This window comes from Dactylosporangium maewongense (assembly GCF_039531485.1).
Classification (GTDB): domain Bacteria; phylum Actinomycetota; class Actinomycetes; order Mycobacteriales; family Micromonosporaceae; genus Dactylosporangium; species Dactylosporangium maewongense.
Genome location: NZ_BAAAQD010000039.1, coordinates 65,313 through 89,141, shown reverse-complemented (window position 1 = coordinate 89,141; position 23,829 = coordinate 65,313). Strand labels below are relative to the sequence as shown.

Sequence of the window (23,829 nt, the reverse complement as noted above, 5' to 3'; positions counted from 1 at the left end):
GTTCGAGGCGCTGTTCATCCTGACCACAGTCGACGCCGGGACCCGGGTCGGCCGGTTCATGCTTCAGGACATGCTGGGCAACATCTGGAAGCCGATCGGCCGGGTCAGCTGGCTGCCTGGCGTGTGGCTGACCAGCGCGGCGGTCGTGGGCGCCTGGGGCTACTTCCTGTACACCGGTGTCACCAACCCGCTCGGCGGCATCAACCAGCTCTTCCCCCTGTTCGCCGTCGCCAACCAGCTGCTCGCCGCCCTGGCACTGACCGTCGTCACGGTCATCCTGGTCAAGAGCGGCCGGCTCAAATGGGCCTGGGTCACCGCCATACCGTTGGCCTGGGTCGCGGCCGTGACGATGACCGCCAGCTACCAGAAGATCTTCTCCACCGACCCGAAGATGGGCTTCTTCGCCCAGCGCCAGCGCTTCGCCGACGCACTCGAACAGGGCAAGGTGCTCGCACCCGCCAAGAACCTCGACCAGATGCAACAAGTCGTCACCAACTCGACCGTGCAGCTCGTACTGTCGGCGCTCTTCGCAGTCCTGATCATCATCGTGATCGTCGACGGAGCTCGGACATGCCTCCAGGCGATCATCAGCGGTCGCGAGCTCCCGACGACGGAGACACCGTTCGTCGAATCGACGATCGTCGCGCCGGCCGGCCTCTTCGCCACTGCGGATGAGCGCCAGGAACTGGTCGGTGCCGGAGCTGGCGCCTTCGCGGCCGGGACCGATCAGCAGCGCGGCGGCAGGCGCAGGGACGGCGACGGATGAGAGCGCGTCACCTGCTGTCGCGACTCTGGTGGTACCTCCGGGAACTGGTTGGCGAGACCAGCTACGACCACTACGTCGCACATCAGCAACAACACTGTCGGGACGGATCGCCGCTGACCCGACGTGAGTTCGAGCACCTGAGGACCGCGTCTCCTGTGCGCTGCTGTTGACCGACGCATGACAACGCGTCCGGCCGGTCGGATTCACGGACCGGCCGGCCGGACGTGCCCACCACCCACACAGCCCCGTGCTGTGGGGCCTCCTGCGTCGCGGTGCGGGGTTCGAGGCTGACGTGCCGGAGTCCGACGCCGGTCAGTTGGAGCCGAACATCCCCGGGCTCCCTGAACCGGAGGTAGGGACCACACCAACCGTGGACGCTGGCGGCCGGGAGCGCCCCCACTCCTCGGCCGCCAGCTGTGAACAACGCGACGGATCGTTCCGTCAGCGACGTGCCACGCCGCTTCCATTGCCGGAACCCTGCTACCCGCCATCACGGACTCAAACGTCGGCACACCACCTGCTGGCCGGCCGTTCACCTCGATGGCCGACGCCGTCGTGGCCGCACTCGCCGACACGGCAACCGGCTTCTGCCCGACGGTGGTCTCCGGTACCGCGCCGCGGCTCGACTCCTACAGCTACATCCTCCGCCGTGACCCACCCAGAACCACTGCGGAATCAGACAATAGGGCTAAAACCGACTTAATGTTACTTTATCGTCCTATACGTTGCATTAAGGGTTGGGTGATCTGTCGAAACTGCCGTCTCACGTTTGGCTCCGATCTGACGTCTACAGGGCGCAGAGAGAAAGGAGCCGCGATGAGCACGCGACACATACTGATGGAGACGTCCCTCGGATCGGTCACGATCGTGGCGAGCGGTGAGGCGATCATCGGCCTGTACTTCCGCCATCACATCCGCCGGCCCGCGCAGGAGACGTTCGGGCAGGAAGTGGCGCCGGCAGCGGATGCGCTGCTTGCCGAGGCCGGCGAGCAGCTGATCGACTACCTGGCCGGCGGCCGACGTGAGTTCGACCTTCCGTTCGACGCCTCGGGTGATGCGTTCCAGCGCGCCGTGTGGAGCATCGTCGCCGAAATCCCGTTCGGTGCGACCGCCACCTACGGGCAGATCGCGGAACGGCTCGGCGACAAGTCCCTGGCCTACCGTGTCGGCCAGGCGGTCGGCGCGAACCCGCTGTGCATCTTCGTGCCGTGTCACCGCGTCGTCGGTGCGAATGGGAACCTCACTGGCTACGCCGGCGGGCTCAAGCGGAAGCAGGCGCTTCTGGAGCTTGAGGAACCCGCTCAGGTGCGCGCCGGACGGTTGTTCTAGCGAATCTCGCGAAAGACTCGCCTTCGCCGACTTCAATGGGATGAACATGAAACAGCCGTTCGAATCAGTGGTCGCGCAGCACAGCGTCACCGTGCTGCGCGTCTGCCGAGCGCTGCTTGGAGTACAAGATGCGGACGACGCCTGGTCGGAGACCTTCCTTGCCGCGTTGCGCGCCTACCCGGACCTTCCGGAGACCGCGAACGTCGAAGCCTGGCTCGTGACCATCGCCCGCCGCAAGGCGATCGATGTCCAGCGGGCCGCGAAGCGGGACCCGCTGCCGGTGGAGACACTGCCGGAAGCGCCGGCCTCGATCGGAATCCCGGGCACCGACGACACCGAGCTCTGGGAACTCGTCGGCCGCCTCCCCGACAAGCAACGGCAGGCGATCACCTTCCGATACCTCGTCGGCATGCCACATGCGGAGATCGCGGCGATCCTCGGCGGAACCGTCGACGCGGCACGGAGAGCCGCCGCCGACGGGCTCAAGACCCTCAGGAAGCAGTTTCCGGGCGCAAACGCGAAAGGAGCAGTCCAATGAGCGACATCCGCAACGATGACGCCCTCACCGCCCTGTCGGCGCCCATCGACCCCGAGACCCTGGCAAGGCTGCACGCCCGGCTCGAGCGCGAGGCGCAGGCCGAGGGTCTCGTCGACGTCGCGTACACGACCGTCGACAGCCCGGTCGGGAAGCTGCTGCTCGCGGCGACCGCGAAGGGCCTGATCCGCGTCGCCTACGCCCGCGAGGACCACGACCGTGTGCTGGAGAACCTGGCCGAGAAGGTCAGCCTCCGCATCCTGCGCGCACCGAAGCGACTCGACGACGCGGCGCGCGAGCTCGACGAGTACTTCGACCGCCGCCGGAAGGCCTTCGGCCTGGCGCTCGACCTGTCCCTCTCGCGCGGGTTCCGGCAGCTCGTCCAGAAGCACCTCCCGGAGATCGGATACGGCCAGACCCGTAGCTACCGGGAGGTCGCCGAGCTCGTCGGCAACCCCAAGGCCGTGCGCGCCGTCGGCACCGCGTGCGCCACCAATCCGCTGCCCGTCGTCGTTCCCTGTCACCGTGTACTGCGTACCGACGGCACTCTCGGCGGGTACATCGGCGGGCTCGACGCCAAGACCACCCTGCTCGAGCTGGAGGCCGCAGCATGACCACCAAGCCGAAGCCCCCGGCGAACCCCTGGCGGGAACGCGTCGAATCCGCGGACTGGGTCGCCGTCGCAGTCGAGATGGACGAGTACGGCGGCGCCTTGCTCCCGCAGCTCCTCGCCCCCGCGGAGGCGAAAGAGATCCGCGAACTGTACGACAGCGATGAGCTGTTCCGCAGCACGATCAACATGGGCCGGCATCGCTTCGGCGAAGGGCAGTACCGGTACTTCGCGGCACCCTACCCCGAGCCGATCGAGGCGCTGAAGCAGGCGCTCTACCCGAGGTTGCTGCCGATCGCCCGTGACTGGTGGACCAGGCTCGGCCGGCCCGCCCCTTGGCCGGACACCCTCGACGAGTGGCTGCAGATGTGCCACGACGCCGGGCAGACCAAGCCGACGGCGATTCTGCTCCGCTACGGCGAGAAGGACTGGAACGCGCTGCACCGCGACCTCTACGGTTACCTCGTCTTCCCCCTCCAGGTCGTGATCAACCTCAACGAGCCCGGAGTCGATCACACCGGCGGCGAGTTCCTCCTGCTGGAACAGCGGCCACGGGCGCAGTCCCGTGGCACGGCCACACTCCTGCCGCACGGTCACGGGTTTGTCTTCACCACTCGCGACCGCCCCGTCCGCTCCGCCCGCGGCTGGTCGGCAGCACCGGTGCGGCACGGGGTCTCCGCGATCCGCTCCGGCGAGCGGCACACGCTCGCCCTCGTCTTCCACGACGCGGCATGAGCACCACGAAGACCTACACGCTCATCGGCGCGGACGAGCGCCCCCTCTCGTCTCCCGCCAAGGGCGAGTGGGGCGGCCACCGCGGCAACAAGATCTACGGCCGGTTCGACTGCCCCGCCGCGCTCCGAGCGATCGCGCGAGGCGGCTACGTGACGCACCGCGTCTTCTTCGCAGACGAGGCGACCGCGATCGCCGCCGGCTACCGGCCGTGCGGGGCCTGCTGCACAGACCGCTACCAGGCGTGGATGGTCGCACAGGAGAAAGGCGAACCGTGGACGCACTGGTGAGCCCGCTCCTGCGCAGTTCGCAAGGAATCCGCCCCCCACATGCTCCGGCGGCGACGGAGGCGGAGGTCGAGGCGATCACGGCACTCGCCCGGACCCGCGGCGCAACACGGCTCGCCATCGGATCGGGCCGGGCAGACGACGACCTCACGACAGCACGCGCTGTCGCGACACGGTGGGAAGCGCTCGGCGGCGAGATCGTCACGACCCTCACCTGGCCGGAGACCGCCGCGTCGTGGTTGCGGCAGGCGACCCGTTTCACCGCTGCTGATCCAGATCTGTGGATCATGACCGGTTCCCCAGTCGGATGGGCGCAGATGACCCGCAGGCTCCTGTGGTCGACGAGTTGGCGGCCGGCTCGAACCATCCTGGCGGCGGCGCTGTCCGGGCGGGCGGCGCTCGATCTGGTCGGCCTCGCCAACCTCGACGGAATCACCGGCGTCACCGAATCAGGCCGCGCCTGGCGGATCGAGCACGAGGTCGTCACAGCACACCATGTAAGGACCTGACGATGACGCTCTTCACTCCGGACCTCGACCCAGGGGAACGCCGCGAACCCGGTCCCGGTGCGATCCTGATCTCAAGTTGGCTCAGTGCGGCTCGGCCGGCGCGCGCTTCGCGACGCCGGCTACCCCGAAGACGAGGTGAACGCCTACACGCCGGACACGGCGCTCGTGAACCACTACGACGACTCCGCACGTCTGGGCATGCACCAGGACAAGGACGAGAGCGCCCTCGCCCCAGTTGTGTCGCTGTCGATCGGTGACGCCTGTACGTTCCGCTTCGGCAACACGGAGAACCGCGGAAAGCCCTACACCGACCTCCGCCTCCGCTCCGGGGACCTCTTCATCTTCGGCGGAGCATCCAGGCTCGCCTACCACGGCGTCACGCGCGTGCATCCCTTCACCGCCCCGGACGGATGCGGCCTGGAAGCCGGCAGGATCAACATCACCATGCGCACCACCGGACTCACCGACTGACGGAGAAGCAACACAGCAATGAACGAGGCACCCGACGACCCCGGCGTCGTGATCGGCGAAGACGGCCTGGCCCGACCCGCGTGGGCGTCGGTCGACCCGATGCTGCGCGACTACTACGACACCGAATGGGGCATGCCCGTCACCGACGAACGCGGCGTCTACGAGCGGGTCACGCTCGAAGGGTTCCAAGCGGGCCTGTCCTGGGCCACGATCCTCCGAAAACGACCCGCATTCCGCGCCGCGTTCGACGATTTCGATCCCGACGCGGTCGCCGCCTACACCGAGGGCGATGTCGAACGCCTCCTCGCAGACACCGGGATCGTCCGAAACCGGCAGAAGATCGAGGCCGCGATCCGAAACGCCCAGGCGACGCAGAGGCTCCGCGACGACATCGGACTATCCGCGCTCATCTGGTCGTCCAAGCCGGCAACGACCCCCCGGCCGCGAACCTTCGCCGACATTTCCACCACCTCGCCCGAATCCGTCGCCCTCTCGAAAGAGCTCCGCAAGCGCGGATTCGCGTTCGTCGGCCCGACGACGATGTTCGCGCTCATGGAGGCGATCGGCATCGTCGACACGCACCTGATCGGCTCGCACCGACGCGGCACCTCCGGCGTCTGGCCCGAATGAGCACAATCCGTGCATCGCGCCCGGCGACCGCGGGTGTCCAAACTGTGCGAGCCGGGGCCGGACACCAGAGTCCCGATCCTGCACGACCTCACGCGATACGAGCCCAAGCGCGAACCGGACCCGGCAGGCGCGGGCATCGCCATGCACCGCTCGCCGCGAAGCAAACCGGCTACACCGCCCTGTGGATGCCGAGCGACGTCCGTTCCGAGTATTTCAATCTGTCGCTCAGGCTGCGATCCGAATTGAGAAACCCCGGCGGCAAGTCTCACGAAACACCCATCCGACGCGTCTTCCCGGTGTCGGCGGCCAGCAACCGGCCGGCGATCACCCACACGAGCAAAGGGACGACATCATGTCGCTGGAAGAGAACAAGGCCGTCGGCGGACGCTGGTTCACCGAGTTCTGGGGCAACCCCTGGAACCCTGCGGTCATCGACGAGCTCGCGCACCCCGACATCCGCTTCGAATACTCGCTGCACAAGCCCATGCGCGGTCGCGACGAAGTGCAGGCCTTCGCCACCAACTTCCGCACCGCGTTCCCGGACCTCAACTTCTGGGGCACCGCCGACCTGATCGCAGAGGGCGACTACGTGGTCGGACAGTGGGAAGGCGGCGGCACCCACACCGGGCCGATCGTCTTCGACGACCTGCCCATCGGCTCGGTGCCGGCGGCGTCCGGCAAGACACTCCGCTTCACCGGCACGACCGTCCTCAAGGTCGTCGACGGACTCATCGTCGAAGAGGTCGGACTCGACGACGGCGTGAAGGTCCTCCAGCAGCTCGGCATCATCCCCACCGAGTAGGTCGACGAGTACGCCGTTTGAAGGCAGGGAGGGGTCGAGCGACGCGCACGGCCCCTCCCTGCAGTGACGGTGCAGTAGCGGTTGCTGGTCGGGTGCTGGTCCTGTGAACGGCCGGTTCCGGTCGCATCTACAGGCGCCGTATGGTGATGCCGTGGGCGGGTATCCGGTGGCGAGCGAAGCTGCCGTGCCTCCACTGCGCGCTGTCGCAGGTGGTGGTGCGATCGTTCGTCCGTGCGGCATGCCCGGCGTTGGGCTGGCGTCGGCCGAGCTGCGGCAGCGTCGGTGCTCAGCCCCGCGGCCTTCGCTGGTCCGCTGGTCGGCCCGTTGCGCGTCAGCACGGTCCGCGCGGTCAGCACGGTCCACGACGATCACGGCGCACCGTTCATGACCGGTGCGGCTTTGGAGCTCGTCGGCCGGGACGCCGAGCTTGCGATGCTGCGCGGGTTCCGGGCGGAGATGGCCCGGTCTGCAGGTGCGTTGCTGCTGGCCGGCGATCCGGGTGTCGGGAAGACTGCGCTGTTGCGAGCGGCCGCCGCAGACGCGGCGGCTGCTGGGATGCGGGTGCTTGCGGCGTCGGGTACGCCGTTCGAGGCCAAGCACAGTTTCTCCTGCCTGCACCAGTTGCTGCATCCCGTGGGCGAACAGATCGGCTGGCTGGGCCCTGCCCACCGGCAGGCGTTGCAGGTCGCGCTGGGCATACAGGACTGTGAACCGCCGAGCCTGCTGATGATCGCCAACGCGGTCCTGGACCTGCTGCGCCAACTGGCGACAGAGGACTCGGTGCTGCTGATCGTGGACGACCTGCAGTGGATCGATCGCGCCAGCGCGATGGTTCTGGCGGTCGTGGCACGCCGCCTGACCCGCGGCCTCGGGCTGCTGGCCGCCTACCGGTCCGGGCACGAGACCTTCTTCGACCGGGCCGGTCTGCCCGAGTACGAGATCCGTCCGTTGGACGAGACAGCTGCCGCGGCGTTGGTGGCGCAGCGTTTCCCCGCCCTGGTGCCCCGTGTGCGCGGGCGGCTGCTGGCCGAGGCGCAGGGCAATCCGCTGGCGTTGCTGGAGCTGCCGTTGGCACTCACCGACCGGCAGCAGACGGGCGTCGGATCCTTGCCGGATGTGCTCGCGCTCAACCGTCGACTGCAGGCGGCATTCGCCGCGCGGATCGACGGACTGCCTCCGCAGACCCGGCGCATCCTCCTGCTCGCCGCTCTCGACGGCAGCGGCCTGCTCAGCAACCTCATTGCTGGCGAACCGGACCTGGTGGCACTTGCGGCGGCCGAGCGGGCAGGCCTGATCCACGTCGACGACCGCGCCGGCCGGCTGACTTTCCATCACCCGCTGACCCGCTCCGCCGTGGTCGAAGGGTCCATGTTCGACGAGCGCATTCGGGCCCACGCTCAGCTGGCCGCCGCCATGGCCGACCGCCCCGAGCGGGCCGCGTGGCACCTGGCCCAGGCGAGCACCGGGCCGGACGAGACTGTCGCCCGGCTCCTCGAGGACGCCGCGTACACGGTCCGCAGCCGCGGTGACGCCGCCGGCGCGGTCACCACCCTGCTGCGCGCCGCCGACCTGAGCCCGACCGACACCGACCGCAGCCGACGCCTCGCCGAAGCGGCGTATCTCGGTGCGCTGGTCACCGGCGACCTGCGTGACGTGCCGCGGCTGCTGGCCGGCGACGGGCACCCCTCGGGCGAGCAGTCGCTGGTCACAGCCGTCGCCGCCGCGCATCACCTGTTGCTGAGCGGGGAAGGCGACATCGGCACCGCCCACCGGCTGCTGGCCGGAGCCATCCAGATGCAGGCGGTCCCGTACGACGGTGACAACCCCACCATGGTCGAGGCCCTCTACACCCTCGGCTGGGTCTGCTACTTCAGCGGACAGGCCGACCTGTGGGAACCGTTCCACGCCGCGTTGTCCCGCCTGTCGCCGCCGACACCCGAGTTGCTCGCCCTGCTGGCCGGCACCTTCGACGACCCGGCCCGCACCGCAGCGCCGCTGCTCGACCGGCTCGACGCCGCGATCGTCGGGCTGAGCGTGCAGACCGACGCCGTGTGGACCATCCGCGTCACGCTGGCGGCGATGTTCCTGGACCGGTTGACGTCGTGCCGCACACCGCTGTCGGCGATCCTCGGCAGAGAACCAGGCCCAGGGCTCACCCTGACCCTGCACGCCCGGTCGCTGCTCGGCCTCGACCAGTTCATGACCGGCGAGTGGGACGCTGTGCGGCGCATCGCCGAGGAGCACGTCGAGCTGTGCCAGGCCCACGACTACCGGCTCCTGGAGTGCATCGGCCTGTATCTGCTGGCGATGCTGGCCGCGGCGCACGGCGACCACGAACAGGTGCGACAGCTGACCGACCGGATGACGATCTGGGCCACGCCCCGCGGAGCTGGGCTCGTGCTGCGCATCGCGGAACAGGCGAAGCTGCTCGACGCGCTCGGCCGCGCCGACTTCGGGCAGGCATACCAGCACGCCACCACGATCGCGACCGTCGGGCAGATGCCTGCGCACATCCCGCACGGCCTGTGGCTGATCATGGACGTCGTCGAGGCCGCAGCGCGCACCGGACGCATCGCCGAAGCCCGGGCGCACGTCGCGGCAGCCCGGGATTGCCGGGTCGCCGCGATCTCCCCGCGGCTGGCCATGACCATCGAGGCGGCGGCCGCGCTCGCCGCACCCGATGACCAGGCACCTGCCCTGTTCGACGCCGCCCTCGCTGTCAGCGGCGGCCAACGCTGGCCGTTCGAGCGAGCCCGGATCCAGCTCGCCTACGGCGAACGGCTGCGCCGGTCCAAGGCCAACGCCGCCGCCCGGCGGCATCTGGCGACCGCCCTGGAAACCTTCGACCGGCTCGGCGCCCTGCCATGGTCCGCGCGGGCATCGGCGGAACTGCGGGCGACCGGTCACACCGTCGGCGGCCTCCCGTCAACCGGGCCGGCCGCGCTGACGCCGCAGCAACGGCAGATCGCCGAACTCGCCGCCGCCGGGCTGAGCAACAAACAGATCGGCGAGAAGCTGTTCCTGTCGCCCCGCACGGTCGGCACCCACCTGTACCAGATCTTCCCGAAGCTCGGCATCACTTCCCGGGCGGCACTGCGCGACGCGATCGCCGACACCAGTCATTTGACGTAATCGAACCGCACGCTGCAGCGCCTACCGTCACCGCATCCACACCCACTCATCCAAGGAGTGCAAGTCGTGAGTGCTGTGACCAACGTCGTGCTCGTGCACGGCGGCTTCGTCGACGGATCCGGCTGGCAGCCGGTCTACGACCTGCTCACCCAGGACGGCTACCGGGTCAGCGTCGTGCAGAACCCCACCCTGTCGCTGCACGGCGACGCCGAGGCGACCCGGCTGATCCTCGACCAGCAGGATGGCCCGACGGTGCTCGTCGGCCACTCCTACGGCGGCGCCGTGATCAGCGAGGCCGGCACCCACCCCAACGTTGCCGCCCTCGTCTACATCGCCGCGTTCGCTCCCGACAAGGGTGAGTCGGTGAACACGCTGATCGCCGACCCGCCGCCCGGGGCGCCGGTCCCGCCGATCCTGCCACCGGTCAACGGGTACCTCTTCCTCGACCGGGACAAGTTCCACGCCTCGTTCGCCGGTGACCTCCCAGCCGCCCAAGCGGCGTTCCTGGCCGACGCACAGGTCCCCTGGGGTGTCGACGCCCTCGCCGGCGCCGTGTCCGAACCCGCCTGGCGCGCCAAGCCGAGCTGGTACCTGGTCGCGACCGACGACCGCATGATCCCGCCGCCCGCCCAGCGCGCCATGTCGGCACGGGCCGGATCCACGGTCGTGGAGGCCGCCGGCAGCCACGCCATCTACGTGTCGCAGCCCGCCGCGGTCGCCGACCTGATCAAGCAGGCCGCGGTCAACCGCTGAAACACCCGCACGTGCCGGCCGCCATCCCAGCGGCCGGCGCTGCGGTACGCCCCGCAGCAGCGTTCAGTCTCCGGCCGGATGAGCATTCGTAGGTGCTCGGCGACCGGTGGGTCCGTCAGTGACAGGGACGGCCGGCGGTTGCCTGCTGCGGGTAGCGGCACAGGACGCCGCTGAGGTGTGGATGCGCTCCGGTGGTGGCAGCGGGCAGTGTGTCGGGCGCGCGGTCGTGTTCGACCCAGTCCACGAGCGCGGCGTGCGGGTCGGTGGGGACAGGTCCGGCCCCGCCGGAGCAGTGCCCCACGCCTGGGGCGAGGAAGACGCGGTAGAACCGGTCGGTGGCCTCGCCGCCGCCCATGGCGGATTCGACGCGGCGGCGGTAGTCGACCGTGCCCTGCGGGAAGACGGCTGGGTCGGCCAGGCCATGCCAGGTGATCATTTTGCCGCCGGCGGCGCGGAAGGCGGACAGGTCGGGATCGTCGGAGCCGATGACGGCGCCGTAGCGTGCCTGGGACTCCTCGAACAGGCGCTCGAACTCGGCGTAGCCGATGGTGGAGACGTCGAGGTGGGGTTGCCGCAGCAGGAAGTAGCGGATCCAGTCCGCGGCGACGGGGAACGGCGCGCCGTGCCTTGGCCCGAACAGGGGCTTGGTTGTGCCGGCCAGCCAGCTGAACGACGCGCCGCGCGGCAGGCCGTACCACTGCCGTTCCCCGGTGCGGGTCGTCGGGCCGTCCCAGATCCTGCCGACGATGTCGGCGTCCACCCGGCTGATCCGGATCGTCCGGCCGTGACAGCGCACGCTCGTGCCGACGAGCCGGCCGGGGTCGAACCGGCAGGTGTCGGGCCGCCCGATGATCCCGTCGAGGCGGCCGTCGTCGGTATCGCACGCCGCGATCGCGGCGCGGTTGAAGGCGGCGAACTCGCATGCGGTCGGGTACGTACCCGCCTCGTTCATGACGACCTGCGGCCAGAACTGGGCCAGGGTAAGGCGGTTCCAGGCGATGGCGGGCGCGTCGGCGAGGATGCCGTCGAAGTCGCCGGGGTAGCGCTGCGCCTCGGTCAGGCCCTGCCGGCCGCCGGTCGAGCAGCCGGTGAAGTATGAGTAGGCGGGCGGCCGGCCGTAGAACCCGGCGATCACCTGTTTCCCGATTCGGCTCATCTCGTGCACTGAGCGGTAGGCGAAGTTGGCCAACAGCCCGTCGTTGATCGGCCGGTCATGGCGCTGCGCCCAGACCGGCGGGCTCTTGGCAGTGCTCGGCACACCGGCGTCGGTGGAGGCCGCCGCGTAGCCCCGCCGGACCGCTGGGACGAGGGCGCGCTCGAACTCGCCGGCGGCGAAAGCTCCGCCGCCGGTGGCCTGGAAACGGCCGTTCCACGTCGATTGTGGCAGCCACACCTGGATGCGGACCCGGTCACGAAGCGGCGGGTGCGTCAGGATGATCGTAACGTCGCAGAACGCCGGAACCCCGCTGGCAACGGGCCGACCGGGGCGGGAGGCCCGGGCACCCATGCCGTCCGGGTGGGCGACCGCGGACATCGCGAGGATCCGCGTGCCGGGCAGGGACGGCCGGGACAGGCGTGGGCAATTGCCGTGACCGGTGAGCAACACGGCGGCGACGGCGGACAACGTGAGCGCCACCGGCAGCAGGAGCGCACCGATGACAACCAGAGGTGTTCGCATCGCTGCTCCCGTGGGGACGGCCGCGCGGGCGGACGTGCACCGACACGTCGCTGGCTACCCGCCGCGGCCTGCGTCACACCCCGGCGGAGCGGACGGCGCCGGGCCGAGCGTCCGGCATCTGGTCGATGCATCATCGCCATTGGGACTGGCGACATGGCGGGGATGGCGCGCCGCGGGTCGGCGATCCGGATCTCGGCTCAGCCGTGCGAGTCCAAACGACCGGTACCCGGATGTACGGGCTAGCGCCTCGAGCGGGGTGTGAGGCAGCTGCCTGGCATGCTTCCCACCGTCATCCCTCCACGTGTAGGTGGTCGCGGCCGGCGGCGGCTCCGGCACTGCGCTCGTGGAGACGGGGGCCGTGTTTGCGGTCTTTGACGTGGGCGTGGGCCATGAGCCCGAACAGCACCGTGAGCAGGACTGCGGACGAGCCGAGTGTGCCCAGGTCCAGGCCGCCCTTGGTGGTGGGTTTGGTGAGCAAGTCACCGGCCGTGGCGCCCAGCGGCCGGGTGAGGACGAACGCGGCCCAGAACAAGGCCACGTTCGGGACGGCCGGCACGTACTTGAGCATGAGCAGGGCCGCGAGCGCGGCGGTGATGAGGAGCGCGCCACCTCCGTAGCCGAGGCCGGAGCTGTCGGACAGGAAGTCGCCCATCGAGGTGCCCAGGGTGTTGGACACCAGGATCGCGGCCCAGAACAGCGCCTCGCCTCGGAACGTGTCGATGTCGCGGATCGCGAACGTGAGCCCGGCGTACCGCCATGCCACGAAGATGGTGATCAGCAGTGTGACGAGGATTGCCGCACCGGTGGGGTAGCCAAGCCCCAGTCCTTGCGGCCCCCAGCCGAGGGTGGCGGCGCCGGTGGGGAGGTACTTGGCGGTGGCGTCGCGATTCATGAAGTCCGAGATGGTGGTGCCGGCCATGCTCGTGGACAGGATGACGGCCCAGTAGTAGAACGGGTTGTACCGGCGGGAGCGCAGCTGCGCGAGCAGCGTGACGATGAAGATGCAGAACAGGGCGATCGTGGTGAGGAAGTAGCCCAGCTTGAGGGTCTGGGCGAACAGGTCTCCGGCGGTCTCACCGAGCGTTGTGGCGGCGATTTTCATGATCCAGAAGGCGAGGGTGACGTCGGGCAGCTTTCGCATGGCGTAGCGGCTGCCCCGAGCCAGCGCTGCTTGGGTGGTGTCCTCGGCATGCTGCATAGGGATCTCCTTGCGCCGTCGGTCGCCGAGGCCGGCGACAGTAGGGCAAATCTGGGCAAACCTATGACAAGCCGCATAAGAACGGCCTGAAAGTGGTTGCGACCCGCGGATCACGCTGACGCCGGTCAGCCGTGGGGCAGCGCTCTCAGCGGTTCCTTATCGGTGCGCAGCAGGCTTGATAGGTCGGTTCAGGGGGTGATCGCATGCGGGTGCTGCTCGTGGAGGACGAGGAGGGGCTGGCCAAGACGATTCGGCAGGGGCTCAACGTCGACGGGTTCGCGGTGGACCTTGCCCTGTCCGGCACCGACGGGTTGTGGGCGGCGAAGGGGACCGCGTACGACGCGGTGGTGCTGGACATCATGCTGCCCGGGCTCAGCGGCTACGAGGTGTGCCGGCAACTGCGGGCAGCCGGCGTGTGGACGCCGGTGCTGATGCTGACCGCGAAGGACGGCGAGTTCGACGAGGCGGACGCCTTCGACCTCGGCGCGGACGACTATCTGACCAAGCCGTTCAGCTTCGTGGTGCTCGAGGCCAGGCTGCGGGCGCTCATCCGCCGGGGTGCGCCCGCGCGGCCGGCCGTGCTCACCGTCGGAGACCTCAGCCTGGACCCGGCCCGGCTGACCGTGGCGCGCGGCGACGAGCCGATTGCGTTGACGCCGCGCGAGTTCAATCTGCTGCACTTCCTGATGCGGCACCGGGGCGAGGTCGTGTCCCGCACCCAGATCCTCGAGGGCGTCTGGGACACGTACTACGACGGCGACTCCAACGTGGTCGACGTCTACATCGGCTACCTGCGCCGCAAGATCGACCAGCCGTTCGGGCGCACGGCGATCACGACGGTCCGCGGGGCCGGTTACCGTCTGGCGGCTGACGGCGGATAGCCTGCCCGGCCGCATGGACCCGCGTTCAGCGGGCTTTCAGGCACTCGCGCCTACGGTGCCGGTCATGCGGAATCGTTCGGTTGTGACACTGGTCATCGCGGCCGTCGTCGTCATGCTCGCGGGGTGCGGCCGGGGCGGGTCGGGTGGGGACACCGGCGGTGCCGGGGACATCCCTGACAACCAGGCGTTCGTCGAGTACCGGCCGGCGGACGGCCGGTTCAGCATCAAGGTGCCGGAGGGCTGGGCCCGTGCCGAGTCCGGTGGCACAGCGACCTTCACCGACAAGCTCAACACGATCACGGCCGTCGTCGCGCCGCGGGCCACGCCGCCGGACGCCGCCAGCGGCGCCGCCGACCTCGCGGCGCTGAAGGACGCCACGGCCGGGTTCACGCCCGGCACGGTGAGCACAGTCGACCGCAAGGCGGGCACGGCGGTGCTGATCACGTACCGGGCCGACTCCGCCGCGGATCCGGTGACCGGCAAGGTGGTCAGCGACGACGTCGAGCGGTACCAGTTCTGGCGGGACGCGACGCTGCTGACCGTGACCCTCGCGGGGCCGCACGGCGCCGACAACGTCGACCCGTGGCGGACCGTCACGGACTCCGTGCGGTGGCTGCCGTGACCGCACCATCGGCGGCGGTGCTACGGGCGCAGCGGCTGTACCGGTTCTTCCACGCCGGCGACGAGGAGGTGGTCGCGCTGTGCGGGGTGTCGGTGCAGCTGGCCGCCGGTGAGTGGGTCGCGGTGACCGGGCCCTCGGGGTCGGGCAAGTCGACGCTGCTGCAGTGTCTCGCCGGGCTCGACGAACCCGACGGCGGTGATGTGTGGGTCGCCGGGCAGCGCATCACCCGCCGGCCCGACACGGATCGGGCCCGGCTGCGAGCAAAGTACATCGGCGTGCTGCACCAGTCGGGGAACCTCCTGGAGCACCTCACGATCGGGCAGCAGATCCGCTTCGCCCGACGGCTCGCCGGGCAGCGGCACGACGCCGGTGTCGTCGACCGGCTCCTCGGCGCCGTCGGCCTCGACGGGCGCGGCCGGGCGCTGCCGGGGCAGCTGTCCGGGGGTGAGGCGGCCCGGGCGTCGCTCGCGGTCGCGCTGGCCAACGACCCGCCGGTGCTCATCGCCGACGAGCCGACCGGTGAGCTGGACGCGTTCACCGAGCGGGCGGTGCTGTCGCTGCTCGCCGCGCGCGCCGTCGCCGGGACCGCGGTCCTCGTCGCCAGCCACAGCCGGGCCGTCACCCGCGCCGCGCACCGGGTCGTCGAGCTTCACGACGGTCGTGTCCACCAAGCCGACACCCGAACCGCAGACCGAACCGCAGACCGAACCGCAGACCGAACCGCAGACCGAGCCGCAGACCGAGCCGCAGACCGAGCCGCAGACCGAGCCGCAGACCGAGCCGCAGACCGAGCCGAAGACGGGGGCACAGACCGGGGCACAGACCGGACCGGCCATGACGGGTGACGGCACCGTGCTGTTCGTCGGCACCGGGCTGGGCCGCACGTTCGGTGAGGTGACCGCCGTCGACGATGTCAGCTGCCTCGTGGTCGCCGGGGACCGGATCGCGGTGACCGGGCCGTCCGGGTCCGGCAAGTCGACGCTGCTGCACCTCGTCGCCGGCATCGACCGGCCCACCAGCGGCACCGCCACCTGGCCACGGCTGCCGGGCGGGCCGCTGCAGCACCCCGGCAGCGTCGGGATCGTGTTCCAGCAGCCGAACCTGCTGCCCGATCTCACCGCCCTCGAGAACGTGCAGCTGCCGCTGCTACTCGCCGGGCACACCGCTGAAGCGGCCGCCGAGGCCGCCGCCGAGGCACTGCGCACCCTGGAGCTCGGCCATCTTGCCGACCGGCTGCCCCACGAGCTGTCCGGCGGGCAGGCGCACCGCGTCGCCGTCGCCCGTGCCGTCGCGGGCCGGCCCGAGCTGGTCGTCGCCGACGAGCCGACCGCGGCCCTCGACGGACCGACCGCCGCCCACCTCGCCGCGGCGCTGCTGGCGACCGTCGAGCGCGTCGGCGCCGCCCTGCTGATCGCCACCCACGACGAGACCGTGGCCGCCCGGATGCGGACCAGCTGGTCGATGACGCACGGGACGCTCACCCGCATCACACCCATCGGAGCAGACACATGCTGATCTGGCTCGACGGGCTGCTGCGCCACCGCGGTGCCCGCCTGCTCGCCACCGCGGCCGGGATCGGCACCGCCGTCGCGCTGCTCGCCACCCTCGGCGCGTTCCTCAGCAGGGCGCAGCAGAGCATGACCGCGCGCGCCGTCGCGACCGTCGGCGTCGACTGGCAGGTACACCTGGACACCAACGCAGACCCGAAGACCGTCCTGGACCTGGTGCGAGCCGAACCCGGTGTCCACACTGCGCTGCCCGTCGCCTACGTGCGCGTGCCGGCGCTCGCCGCGACAATCCGCGGGTCGGTGAGCACGACCGGAGCGGCCGTCGTCGTGGGCCTGCCGGACGGCTACCGCGACCGGTTCCCGGGACAGATCCGTGACCTCGGAGGCGGTCCTGGCGACGGCAAGGGCGTGCTGCTGGCGCAGCAGACGGCGGCGAACCTGCGGGCCGTGCCCGGCACGGTCATCACGGTCCAACGGCCCGGCCTGACGCCGGCGGAGGTGACCGTCACCGGGGTGGTGGACCTGCCGCACGCCGACACCATGTTCGCCGGGACCACGCCGGGAACCGCCGTGGCACCACCGGACAACGTGCTGCTGCTGCCGGACACCACGTTCGCGGAGATGTTCACGCCGCTGCGGGCTGTGCGGGCCGACCTGTTCACCGACGAGGTGCACGCCCGGACCGACCGGAGACTGCCCGCCGACCCGGGCCGGGCCTACACGGCGACCGGCGGTGCCGCACGGCACCTCGACGCGGACCTCGCCGGAGCGGGCCACACCACCGACAACCTCGGCGCCGCGCTGGACGCCGCAAGGGCCGACGCCGCGTACGCCACTGCCCTGTTCCTGTTCCTGGCCACCCCAGGCGCCGTCCTCGCCGGGTTGCTCACCACTGTCATCGTCGCCACCGCGAGCCGGCGGCGGCAGCGCGAGCAGGCGCTGCTGCGGACCCGTGGCGCCACCACCCGGCAGGTGCTGACCTTCGCCGCGGTCGAGTCCGCCGCCTGCGGAGTTCTCGGCGCCGGTCTCGGCGTGGCGGTTGCGGCGGCGCTCGGCGCGGCCGTGTTCGGCAACCCGGGCACGCCCCTGTGGTCGGCCGCCGCGGCCGTCGCCGGGGTCGTCGTGGCGGCCGCCACGGTGCTGCTGCCCGCCTGGCGCTCCCTGCGCGCCGACAGTGTCGCCGCCGTGCGGGCCGGGGCCGACCACGATCGGCTGCCGCTGGTCCTGCGCCTCGGTGGTGACGTCGCCGCGCTGGCGGCCGCGTTCCTGGTGCTGCGGGCCACGTCGGCGGCCGGCTACCAGCTGGTGCTGGCGCCGGAGGGGGCGCCGCGGATCGCGGTGGACTATTGGGCGTTCGCCGGTCCGGCGCTGCTGTGGGTCGGGGCCGCGTTGCTGCTGTGGCGGCTCGTCGAGCTCGCATTGCGGTTCGGGCGCGTGCCGCTGACCAGGCTGCTGCGCGGACCCGCGGGTCCGCTGGCCGGCACGGCCGCCGCCGGGCTACGGCGGCGCCGACGGGCGGTCGCGACAGCGGTGACGTTGATCGCGCTCGCGGTCGGGTTCGCCGTGGCCGCGGCCGGGTTCACCGCCACGTACCGGCAGCAGGCGGAGGTCGACGCCCGCCTCACCAACGGCGCCGACGTGACCGTGACCGCCGCCGATGCCGGCAGCGACTCCAGCGGCGATCTGGCCGGCGCGATCGCCGGCACGCCGGGGGTGCGGCACGTGGAGACGATCCAGCACCGCTTCGCCTATGTCGGCGCGGACCTGCAGGACCTGTACGCGGTGCGGCCCGCCACGGTCACCGCCGGCGCGCACCTCGCCGACGGCTGGTTCACCGGCGGTACCGCCGCGGCGCTCATGCAACGCCTCGACCGGCAGCCCGACGGGGTCCTTGTCTCCGCCGAGACCGTCGTGGACTTCCAGTTGCAGCCCGGCGACCGGATCACTCTGCGGGTCACCGACGCCCGGACGGGCGCGGCGACTCCCGTCGACTTTCACTTCCTCGGTGTTGTCAACGAGTTCCCGACCGCGCCGACCGACAGCTTCCTGGTCGTCAACGAGACGTATCTGACCGCGAAGGCAGGGGCGGGGCCCGGGACGCACCTCGTCGACACGGCGGGCGGGGACCCGGCCGCCGTCGCCGCCGCGCTGCGCACCCGGCTCGGGCCCGGCCCGGCCGTCACCGACATCACCACGAGCCGGGCCCTGGTCGGCTCCAGCCTCACCGCCGTCGACCTCGGCGGGCTCACCCGCATCGAGCTCGGCTTCGCGCTGGCGATCGCGGCCGCCGCGGCGGGCCTGGTCCTGGCGGTGGACATGGCGGAGCGGCGGCGCACGTTCAGTGTCGCCGCGGCGCTCGGCGCCCGGCGCCGGCATCTCGCCGGGTTCGTCGCCGGTGAGGCCGCCGTGATCGTCGGGCCGGCCGTGCTCGCGGGGGTGGCGCTCGGGGTCGGGCAGGCCCTGGTCCTGGTCGCGACGCTCAACGGTGTGTTCGACCCTCCACCGGACCGGCTCGCGGTGCCGTGGGGCTATCTCGCCGTCGTGATCGGGTCGGGCGTCGCCGCCGCGGCAGCCACCGTCGCCGCGGTGGTGGCCCGGACCCGCCGTCCCGACCTGACCCTGCTCCGCGAACCGTAACTGCGACCACAGGCCGGTCAGGTGCGGGCGACGTAGACGACGTTGACGGCGTAGGAGGCCGCGCCCGGCACCCGCGCCGCGACGGCGTCCACGGCTCGGGCGGCGGCGCGCAGGCAGTTCCCCCGCTACCTCCTACAATGTGTAGGAGATGCTGGGGTTGCGCGGCGACACGAACTGGCCACGACAGTGGACCGGCAGGCGGCATTGACGGTGTGCGGCAGTGTCGTAGAGGGCGTCTGCGGCGGCGAGGACCGTTCCCCAGCTCACGCCGGGCGCGACTGCGCGGTTGTGCCGGGCGACGGCGGTGAGTCTCGCGGGATCGTCCAGGAGCGATTCGACCGTCCCACGCAGGTCGTCGTCGGAGTGCACGAGCCAGCCCTCCGTCCCGTCCCGGATGAAGTCGGCGATCCCACTGCCGGCGCGGGCCACGACCGGGAGGCCGGCGCTGCGGGCCTCGAGGGCGGCGATGCCGAACGACTCGTGCCGGGCCGGCGCGACGTACAGGTCGGCGGCGGCGAGCAGGGCCCGGATCGCGGGCCGGTCCAGGGCCCCGGCGAGCACGATGTCAGCCTCGGCGCCGGCGGCGGCGACCCGGCGGCGCAGCCCAGGCAGCAGCGGGCCGTCGCCGACGAGCACGGCCCGGAACCCGCCGGGCCGCACCGTGCGCATCACCAGGAGCAGGTCCAGCAGCGCCGCGGGCCGTTTGCGGCGGACCATCCGCAGCACGCTGATCAGGGTCGGCGCCGCACCGGTGCGCGGGGCGGGTGGGGCCAGCCAGGCGGCCGGGTCGATGCCGTTGGGCAGCACAGCGACGGGTGCGCCGTCCAGGGCGTCCTGGACCGCGGCCGCGGCGGCCGTGCTGACCGCGGTCCACGTCACCGGCCAGGACGCGGCACCGTATCGGCGGGCGTAGCGGCGCACCAGGGGAACGATGTCGTGCCACATCGAGTGCACGGTCACGACGGTGGGGATGCCGTCGGCGGCGGCGAGGCGGGTCAGGGTCCACGCGAGGGGCGAGAACGCCGAGATGTGCGCGTGCACCACGTCCGGGCGATCTGCCCGGAGCGCCCGCAGCAGCAGCGGCTCCCGTACGACGCGGTAGGGCCCGATTCCGGCCGTGCCGTGCCCGAGTCGCCGCACCGGGACCGCATCGGCAGTATCCGCGCCGGGCGCGGTGGTGGTCAGGACGGTCGGCTGGTGTCCGCTGTGCAGCTGGCGGGAGCTGAGGTCGTCGACCTGGAGCTCGATACCGCCGAGGCGGGGCAGGAAGACGTCGGTGACGTGGGTGATCCGCATGGGGGCTCCGGTCGGGACGGTCCGGTTCGGGGAGTGGTGCGCCGGGTCAGCAGCCACAGCGCGACGGCGAGGCCACCGACGGGGATCTCGGCGACGAAGATGAACGCGCGGAACAGAAGTACCCCGGCGAGGGCGCCGGTAGCGTCGGCGCCGAGGCCGATCAACACCCCGACGGTGCCGGCTTCGATGAGTCCTGCGCCGCCCGGGGTGATCCCGGCGAGGGTCAGGAGTCGTTCGGTGACGAGGCCGGCGACGACCAGCGGCCATGGCATGGCTGCGCCGATTGCGAGCAGGCACAGCCACCACAGGGCGCCCTGCATCAGCCAGTAGGAGATCATGCCCCAGGTCAATGCGGCCCACCGGCTCCGGACGAGCTGGTCGGTGCCGTCCAGCAGCGCCGCGGCCGTGGCCGTCCAGCCCGACACGGCACTGGGTGCGCCGGCGCCGTAGCCGGGCCGTCGGTGCCGCAGCCGCTCGGCGAACGCGACGACGCGCAGGAGTGGTCCCGCCCGGCCGAAGAGCGCGGTGACCAGGAGCAGACCTGTCCCGGCGGCGAAGACCGCCGTCGCGAGCCACAGCATGCCGTTGGGGCCGGCGTCCAGGAAGCCGGTGGCGAGCAGCGTGCCGACGGCGACGAGCGGCATGACGAGCTTTGCCGCCGTGTCCCAGGCCTTTGACAGCATGACGAACCGGGCGAAGTCGAGGTTGCCGCGTCCCCAGCTGCGGACCATGGCGAGGTTGAGCGCGGTGCCTGCGACGCCACCGAACGGCAGCACATTGGACAGGGCGCTGCCGGCCAGGTTGAGGGTGAGGGCCCGGCGGTGGGTGAGGCCGGGCATGGCGGCGCTGAGCACGATGGTGTGCACGCAGAGCCCGGCGAGCCAGACGACGCCGAGCGCGGCGAGCCACTGCCAGGTGACGGTGCCGAGCTGCCGCCAGGCACCCGACCACGATGCGCCGACGGACGACAGGTGCAGCGCCGCCCACACCACCACGGCGATCCCGCCCGCCAGCAGGATCAGCCGCGCCCTGGTCGTCATGGCCGTCCGGCCGTCGCGACCGTGTCGTGCCGCCGGGCCGTCCACGCGGCGGCAACCGTGTCGGCGAGCGTGTGCCGGGCCTGCCAGGAGAGCTCATCGTGGATCCGGCCGACGGCCGCGACGACGGCGGGCGCGTCCCCGGCCCGCCGCGCCCCCGCGTGACGCGGCACCGGCAGCCCGGTGACGGACTCGACGGTGCGCACGACGTCGAGGACCGATGCCCCGCGACCACTGCCGACGTTGTGGATCCGCCCGACGGCCCGCCGGGTCTCGAGGTGTACGACCGCGGCGTGGTGCGCGCCGGCGACGGTCAGCGGCACGTCGGCGGCCACCCGGTGCGGCAACCCGGTGGACAGGTCGTCCAGCACGACGACGGGCTGCCCCGCGGTGCGCAGCCGCCGTACGACGTGGGCGCCGATGTATCCGGCGCCGCCGGTGACGAGCCACGTCATGCCGACACCACGCGGCGTTCGGCCAGACGTTCGCCAGCTCGTTCGCCCGCATGTTCGCCCGCTTGTTCGCCCAGGTGCTCGCCGAGCGTGCCGACGGTGAGGCCGCGGTCGCGGGCCAGGGTGATGATCCTGGGCAGCGCGGCCAGGGTCCGCTGCCACGAGCCGGGGGCCGAGGTGCAGTCGGAGTCGTGCAGCAGCACCGTGCCGCCACCGGCGAGCCGCCCGGCGACGGTGTCCACAATGGACGTCGGGGTGGCGCGGGCCCGCCAGTCGCGGCCCCAGCTGGTCCACAGCACCGGTCGCAGGCCGATCCGCCGGCAGGTGCGCAGGGCATTGGCGGTGAGCACACCGTAGGGCGGGCGGTAGTACCGCGCGGTCACGCCGGTCGTCGCGGCGATGAGGTCGCGGGCGGCGGTGATGTCGTCGGCGGTGGCACCGGGGGTGCGCCACAGCAGGCACCGGTGTGCCCAGCCGTGCACGGCGACCTCGTGGCCGGCGGCGACGATCTCACGGCCGAGGTCGGGGTCGTGCTGCAGCATCGAGGCGAGCAGGAAGAAGGTGGCCTGCACGTCGTGCTCGGCGAGCACCCGCAGGAACTGCGGGGTGGAGCGGTGGTCGGGGCCGTCGTCGAAGGTCAGCGCGACGTGCCCGGCGGCCCCGGCCCCGGCGAGACCGGGCAGCACCGCGCGGCGCAGCGGCGTGCAGGCGGTGACGGCGGGAGCGGCGTGCACGGCCCACGCGGCACCGGCGACACCGGCCGCCCACGCCAGTCCCCGCCTCATGCCGCCACCACCCGCGGACCGCCGTCCGCCACCGGCGAAGGCGGCCGGACCGCGGACGGGACCGGGCTCGGGCTCGGACTCGGCATGCCAGCCGCTGCGGCGATGACGGTCTCCGGGCGGATCGCCGCCGGGCGGAACGCGTTCGGGGTGACCATCGCCTGGCGCAGCGCGGCGGCCAGGTCGGCCGGGTCGCGGATCCAGGGGACCCAGCCGGCCACGTCGAGGGCCTCGGCGTTGCTGCGGCCGTGGCCGGGCACGCTCCGGTAGGTCACGACCGGGACGCCGGCGGTGAGCGCCTCCAGGGACGACAGCCCGCCCGCGTTCTGCACCACCACCTGGCAGGTGCGCATGAGGGCGGCCATGTCGTCGATCCAGCCGAGCGCGACCACCCGCCCGGTCCGAGCGAGCCGGTGCCGCAGCGGGTCGTTGCGTCCGCACGCCACGACGGGGACGGCGAGGCCGGTGGCGGCGATGTCGGCGGCGGCCCGCTCGACGGCGCCGACGCCCCAGGCACCCGCGACGATGAGCGCCAGCGGCGCCACGGCCGGCAGACCGAACCGCAGCCGCTGCCGCACCTGAGAGGTGACCGGGGGCGTACGGCCGAACGCCGGCGACACGGCGGGTGCGACGACCCGCACGTCGCGGGCGCCGTGCCGGCGCGCCTGCCGGGCCGCTTCGTCGTGCAGGGCGAGGTGGGTGTCGACGCCGCCGGCGATCCACAGCGGGTGCACCGACAGGTCCGTCAGGTAGGTCAGCGCCGGAGCCTTCAGCCGGCCGTCCCGACGCAGCCGGCCGAGGACCTGACCAGCAAGCGGGTAGGTGGAGACCACGGCGGCGGCATCAGGGCCGACCGCGGCGAGGGTCGCCTCGTCGGCGAGCGCGGTGAGCCGGGACGCGGCCGCCGCAACGCCCGCGGTGCCGACCGCGGACAGCAGCCAGCCCCAGGTGGCGGGAAGCGTGGTGAGCTGCCGGCGGTACATGCCGCGCAGCAGCCGGCCGGCGCGGCGGGGCAGCAGGTCGACGAAGTCGTGCCGCTGGACCGCGAACCCGTCCAGCCGCAGCCGACGGCTCAGCTCGGCGGCCGCGCCGTCGTGGCCCGCGCCGAAGCTGGCGGAGATGACCACCACGCGGGCCGACCGGCCGTGCATCCGCGGTGCCGTCATCGGTCCGATCCTTTCG

General features: G+C 71.8%; 25 protein-coding genes. 18 read left to right on the top strand and 7 right to left on the bottom strand.

Annotated features, from left to right (window positions below):
* The 13 genes from ABD332_RS53305 to ABD332_RS53250 form a co-directional block, all read left to right on the top strand.
* Positions 1-766: carbon starvation CstA family protein (locus ABD332_RS53305; RefSeq protein WP_344513645.1), on the top strand; the 766-nt coding region annotated here is incomplete at its 5' end.
* Positions 763-936, top strand: a complete 174-nt coding sequence (locus ABD332_RS60340) for a YbdD/YjiX family protein (protein ID WP_354893860.1) — start codon at positions 763-765, stop codon at positions 934-936. The genes ABD332_RS53305 and ABD332_RS60340, both read left to right, overlap by 4 nt.
* Before the next feature lie 646 nt (positions 937-1,582).
* The gene (locus ABD332_RS53300) at positions 1,583-2,095 is read left to right on the top strand and encodes a methylated-DNA--[protein]-cysteine S-methyltransferase (protein WP_344513643.1); all 513 of its coding nucleotides are present in this window, start codon (positions 1,583-1,585) and stop codon (positions 2,093-2,095) included.
* Positions 2,096-2,141: 46 nt separating this feature from the next.
* A complete protein-coding gene (locus ABD332_RS53295; RefSeq protein WP_344513641.1) occupies positions 2,142-2,633 on the top strand; it encodes an RNA polymerase sigma factor in 492 nt (163 codons plus the stop codon).
* Positions 2,630-3,244, top strand: a complete 615-nt coding sequence (locus ABD332_RS53290; RefSeq protein ID WP_344513640.1) for a methylated-DNA--[protein]-cysteine S-methyltransferase — start codon at positions 2,630-2,632, stop codon at positions 3,242-3,244. Before ABD332_RS53295 ends, ABD332_RS53290 begins: the two co-directional genes overlap by 4 nt.
* The gene (locus ABD332_RS53285) at positions 3,241-3,975 is read left to right on the top strand and encodes a 2OG-Fe(II) oxygenase (RefSeq protein ID WP_344513639.1); all 735 of its coding nucleotides are present in this window, start codon (positions 3,241-3,243) and stop codon (positions 3,973-3,975) included. The genes ABD332_RS53290 and ABD332_RS53285 overlap by 4 nt, the downstream gene beginning before the upstream one ends.
* Positions 3,972-4,262 (top strand): Ada metal-binding domain-containing protein, encoded by a 291-nt coding sequence (locus tag ABD332_RS53280; RefSeq protein ID WP_344513637.1) that lies wholly within the window; start codon positions 3,972-3,974, stop codon positions 4,260-4,262. Before ABD332_RS53285 ends, ABD332_RS53280 begins: the two co-directional genes overlap by 4 nt.
* On the top strand, positions 4,247-4,768 hold the full coding sequence (locus tag ABD332_RS53275; RefSeq protein WP_344513635.1) for a type 1 periplasmic-binding domain-containing protein: 522 nt from the start codon (positions 4,247-4,249) through the stop codon (positions 4,766-4,768). Before ABD332_RS53280 ends, ABD332_RS53275 begins: the two co-directional genes overlap by 16 nt.
* Before the next feature lie 84 nt (positions 4,769-4,852).
* Positions 4,853-5,239, top strand: a complete 387-nt coding sequence (locus ABD332_RS53270) for an alpha-ketoglutarate-dependent dioxygenase AlkB (protein WP_344513633.1) — start codon at positions 4,853-4,855, stop codon at positions 5,237-5,239.
* A gap of 18 nt (positions 5,240-5,257) precedes the next feature.
* The gene (locus ABD332_RS53265) at positions 5,258-5,869 is read left to right on the top strand and encodes a DNA-3-methyladenine glycosylase I (protein WP_344513631.1); all 612 of its coding nucleotides are present in this window, start codon (positions 5,258-5,260) and stop codon (positions 5,867-5,869) included.
* A gap of 352 nt (positions 5,870-6,221) precedes the next feature.
* On the top strand, positions 6,222-6,671 hold the full coding sequence (locus ABD332_RS53260; RefSeq protein ID WP_344513629.1) for an ester cyclase: 450 nt from the start codon (positions 6,222-6,224) through the stop codon (positions 6,669-6,671).
* 282 nt (positions 6,672-6,953) lie between these two features.
* Positions 6,954-9,803 carry a helix-turn-helix transcriptional regulator gene (locus ABD332_RS53255; protein WP_344513627.1) on the top strand — a complete coding sequence of 950 codons (2,850 nt, stop codon included), beginning with the start codon at positions 6,954-6,956 and terminating at the stop codon, positions 9,801-9,803.
* A gap of 66 nt (positions 9,804-9,869) precedes the next feature.
* Positions 9,870-10,556 (top strand): alpha/beta fold hydrolase, encoded by a 687-nt coding sequence (locus ABD332_RS53250; protein ID WP_344513625.1) that lies wholly within the window; start codon positions 9,870-9,872, stop codon positions 10,554-10,556.
* Between the two features lie 115 nt (positions 10,557-10,671).
* On the opposite strand, the gene ABD332_RS53245 is transcribed toward ABD332_RS53250, so the two are convergent.
* Positions 10,672-12,234, bottom strand: a complete 1,563-nt coding sequence (locus ABD332_RS53245; RefSeq protein ID WP_344513623.1) for a tannase/feruloyl esterase family alpha/beta hydrolase — start codon at positions 12,232-12,234, stop codon at positions 10,672-10,674.
* Between the two features lie 289 nt (positions 12,235-12,523).
* Complete coding sequence (locus tag ABD332_RS53240) at positions 12,524-13,432, bottom strand: COG4705 family protein (RefSeq protein WP_344513621.1); 909 nt, start codon at positions 13,430-13,432, stop codon at positions 12,524-12,526.
* A gap of 203 nt (positions 13,433-13,635) precedes the next feature.
* Here ABD332_RS53240 and ABD332_RS53235 point away from each other — a divergent pair, with 203 nt between their 5' ends.
* The 5 genes from ABD332_RS53235 (at position 13,636) to ABD332_RS53215 (ending at position 19,080) form a co-directional block, all read left to right on the top strand.
* Positions 13,636-14,313 (top strand): response regulator transcription factor, encoded by a 678-nt coding sequence (locus tag ABD332_RS53235; protein WP_344513619.1) that lies wholly within the window; start codon positions 13,636-13,638, stop codon positions 14,311-14,313.
* A gap of 64 nt (positions 14,314-14,377) precedes the next feature.
* Positions 14,378-14,935: a hypothetical protein gene (locus ABD332_RS53230; RefSeq protein ID WP_344513618.1), complete on the top strand. Its 558-nt coding sequence runs from the start codon at positions 14,378-14,380 to the stop codon at positions 14,933-14,935.
* Positions 14,932-15,780 carry an ABC transporter ATP-binding protein gene (locus ABD332_RS53225; RefSeq protein ID WP_344513616.1) on the top strand — a complete coding sequence of 283 codons (849 nt, stop codon included), beginning with the start codon at positions 14,932-14,934 and terminating at the stop codon, positions 15,778-15,780. Before ABD332_RS53230 ends, ABD332_RS53225 begins: the two co-directional genes overlap by 4 nt.
* On the top strand, positions 15,770-16,450 hold the full coding sequence (locus tag ABD332_RS53220; RefSeq protein WP_344513614.1) for an ABC transporter ATP-binding protein: 681 nt from the start codon (positions 15,770-15,772) through the stop codon (positions 16,448-16,450). The genes ABD332_RS53225 and ABD332_RS53220 overlap by 11 nt, the downstream gene beginning before the upstream one ends.
* The gene (locus ABD332_RS53215) at positions 16,444-19,080 is read left to right on the top strand and encodes an FtsX-like permease family protein (protein ID WP_344513612.1); all 2,637 of its coding nucleotides are present in this window, start codon (positions 16,444-16,446) and stop codon (positions 19,078-19,080) included. The genes ABD332_RS53220 and ABD332_RS53215 overlap by 7 nt, the downstream gene beginning before the upstream one ends.
* 132 nt (positions 19,081-19,212) lie before the next feature.
* Here the strand turns inward: ABD332_RS53215 and ABD332_RS53210 are convergent, their stop codons facing one another.
* From ABD332_RS53210 to ABD332_RS53190, 5 genes are read right to left on the bottom strand one after another with little or no spacing between them, the layout of a single operon-like run.
* The gene (locus ABD332_RS53210; protein ID WP_344513610.1) at positions 19,213-20,376 is read right to left on the bottom strand and encodes a glycosyltransferase family 4 protein; all 1,164 of its coding nucleotides are present in this window, start codon (positions 20,374-20,376) and stop codon (positions 19,213-19,215) included.
* Complete coding sequence (locus ABD332_RS53205) at positions 20,262-21,416, bottom strand: lysylphosphatidylglycerol synthase transmembrane domain-containing protein (protein ID WP_344513608.1); 1,155 nt, start codon at positions 21,414-21,416, stop codon at positions 20,262-20,264. Before ABD332_RS53205 ends, ABD332_RS53210 begins: the two co-directional genes overlap by 115 nt.
* Positions 21,413-21,868: an NAD-dependent epimerase/dehydratase family protein gene (locus ABD332_RS53200; protein ID WP_344513606.1), complete on the bottom strand. Its 456-nt coding sequence runs from the start codon at positions 21,866-21,868 to the stop codon at positions 21,413-21,415. Before ABD332_RS53200 ends, ABD332_RS53205 begins: the two co-directional genes overlap by 4 nt.
* Positions 21,865-22,650 carry a polysaccharide deacetylase family protein gene (locus ABD332_RS53195; protein WP_344513604.1) on the bottom strand — a complete coding sequence of 262 codons (786 nt, stop codon included), beginning with the start codon at positions 22,648-22,650 and terminating at the stop codon, positions 21,865-21,867. The genes ABD332_RS53200 and ABD332_RS53195 overlap by 4 nt, the downstream gene beginning before the upstream one ends.
* Complete coding sequence (locus ABD332_RS53190) at positions 22,647-23,813, bottom strand: MGDG synthase family glycosyltransferase (RefSeq protein ID WP_344513602.1); 1,167 nt, start codon at positions 23,811-23,813, stop codon at positions 22,647-22,649. The genes ABD332_RS53195 and ABD332_RS53190 overlap by 4 nt, the downstream gene beginning before the upstream one ends.
* Positions 23,814-23,829 lie beyond the last annotated feature (16 nt).

Coding starts and splice junctions, on each gene's coding strand:
- ABD332_RS60340 (WP_354893860.1), top strand. CDS start 763: ATGAGAGCGCGTCACCTGCTGTCGCGACTCTGGTGGTACCTCCGGGAA.
- ABD332_RS53300 (WP_344513643.1), top strand. CDS start 1,583: ATGAGCACGCGACACATACTGATGGAGACGTCCCTCGGATCGGTCACG.
- ABD332_RS53295 (WP_344513641.1), top strand. CDS start 2,142: ATGAAACAGCCGTTCGAATCAGTGGTCGCGCAGCACAGCGTCACCGTG.
- ABD332_RS53290 (WP_344513640.1), top strand. CDS start 2,630: ATGAGCGACATCCGCAACGATGACGCCCTCACCGCCCTGTCGGCGCCC.
- ABD332_RS53285 (WP_344513639.1), top strand. CDS start 3,241: ATGACCACCAAGCCGAAGCCCCCGGCGAACCCCTGGCGGGAACGCGTC.
- ABD332_RS53280 (WP_344513637.1), top strand. CDS start 3,972: ATGAGCACCACGAAGACCTACACGCTCATCGGCGCGGACGAGCGCCCC.
- ABD332_RS53265 (WP_344513631.1), top strand. CDS start 5,258: ATGAACGAGGCACCCGACGACCCCGGCGTCGTGATCGGCGAAGACGGC.
- ABD332_RS53260 (WP_344513629.1), top strand. CDS start 6,222: ATGTCGCTGGAAGAGAACAAGGCCGTCGGCGGACGCTGGTTCACCGAG.
- ABD332_RS53245 (WP_344513623.1), bottom strand. CDS start 12,234: ATGCGAACACCTCTGGTTGTCATCGGTGCGCTCCTGCTGCCGGTGGCG.
- ABD332_RS53240 (WP_344513621.1), bottom strand. CDS start 13,432: ATGCAGCATGCCGAGGACACCACCCAAGCAGCGCTGGCTCGGGGCAGC.
- ABD332_RS53235 (WP_344513619.1), top strand. CDS start 13,636: ATGCGGGTGCTGCTCGTGGAGGACGAGGAGGGGCTGGCCAAGACGATT.
- ABD332_RS53230 (WP_344513618.1), top strand. CDS start 14,378: ATGCGGAATCGTTCGGTTGTGACACTGGTCATCGCGGCCGTCGTCGTC.
- ABD332_RS53220 (WP_344513614.1), top strand. CDS start 15,770: ATGACGGGTGACGGCACCGTGCTGTTCGTCGGCACCGGGCTGGGCCGC.
- ABD332_RS53215 (WP_344513612.1), top strand. CDS start 16,444: ATGCTGATCTGGCTCGACGGGCTGCTGCGCCACCGCGGTGCCCGCCTG.
- ABD332_RS53210 (WP_344513610.1), bottom strand. CDS start 20,376: ATGCGGATCACCCACGTCACCGACGTCTTCCTGCCCCGCCTCGGCGGT.
- ABD332_RS53205 (WP_344513608.1), bottom strand. CDS start 21,416: ATGACGACCAGGGCGCGGCTGATCCTGCTGGCGGGCGGGATCGCCGTG.
- ABD332_RS53200 (WP_344513606.1), bottom strand. CDS start 21,868: ATGACGTGGCTCGTCACCGGCGGCGCCGGATACATCGGCGCCCACGTC.
- ABD332_RS53195 (WP_344513604.1), bottom strand. CDS start 22,650: ATGAGGCGGGGACTGGCGTGGGCGGCCGGTGTCGCCGGTGCCGCGTGG.
- ABD332_RS53190 (WP_344513602.1), bottom strand. CDS start 23,813: ATGACGGCACCGCGGATGCACGGCCGGTCGGCCCGCGTGGTGGTCATC.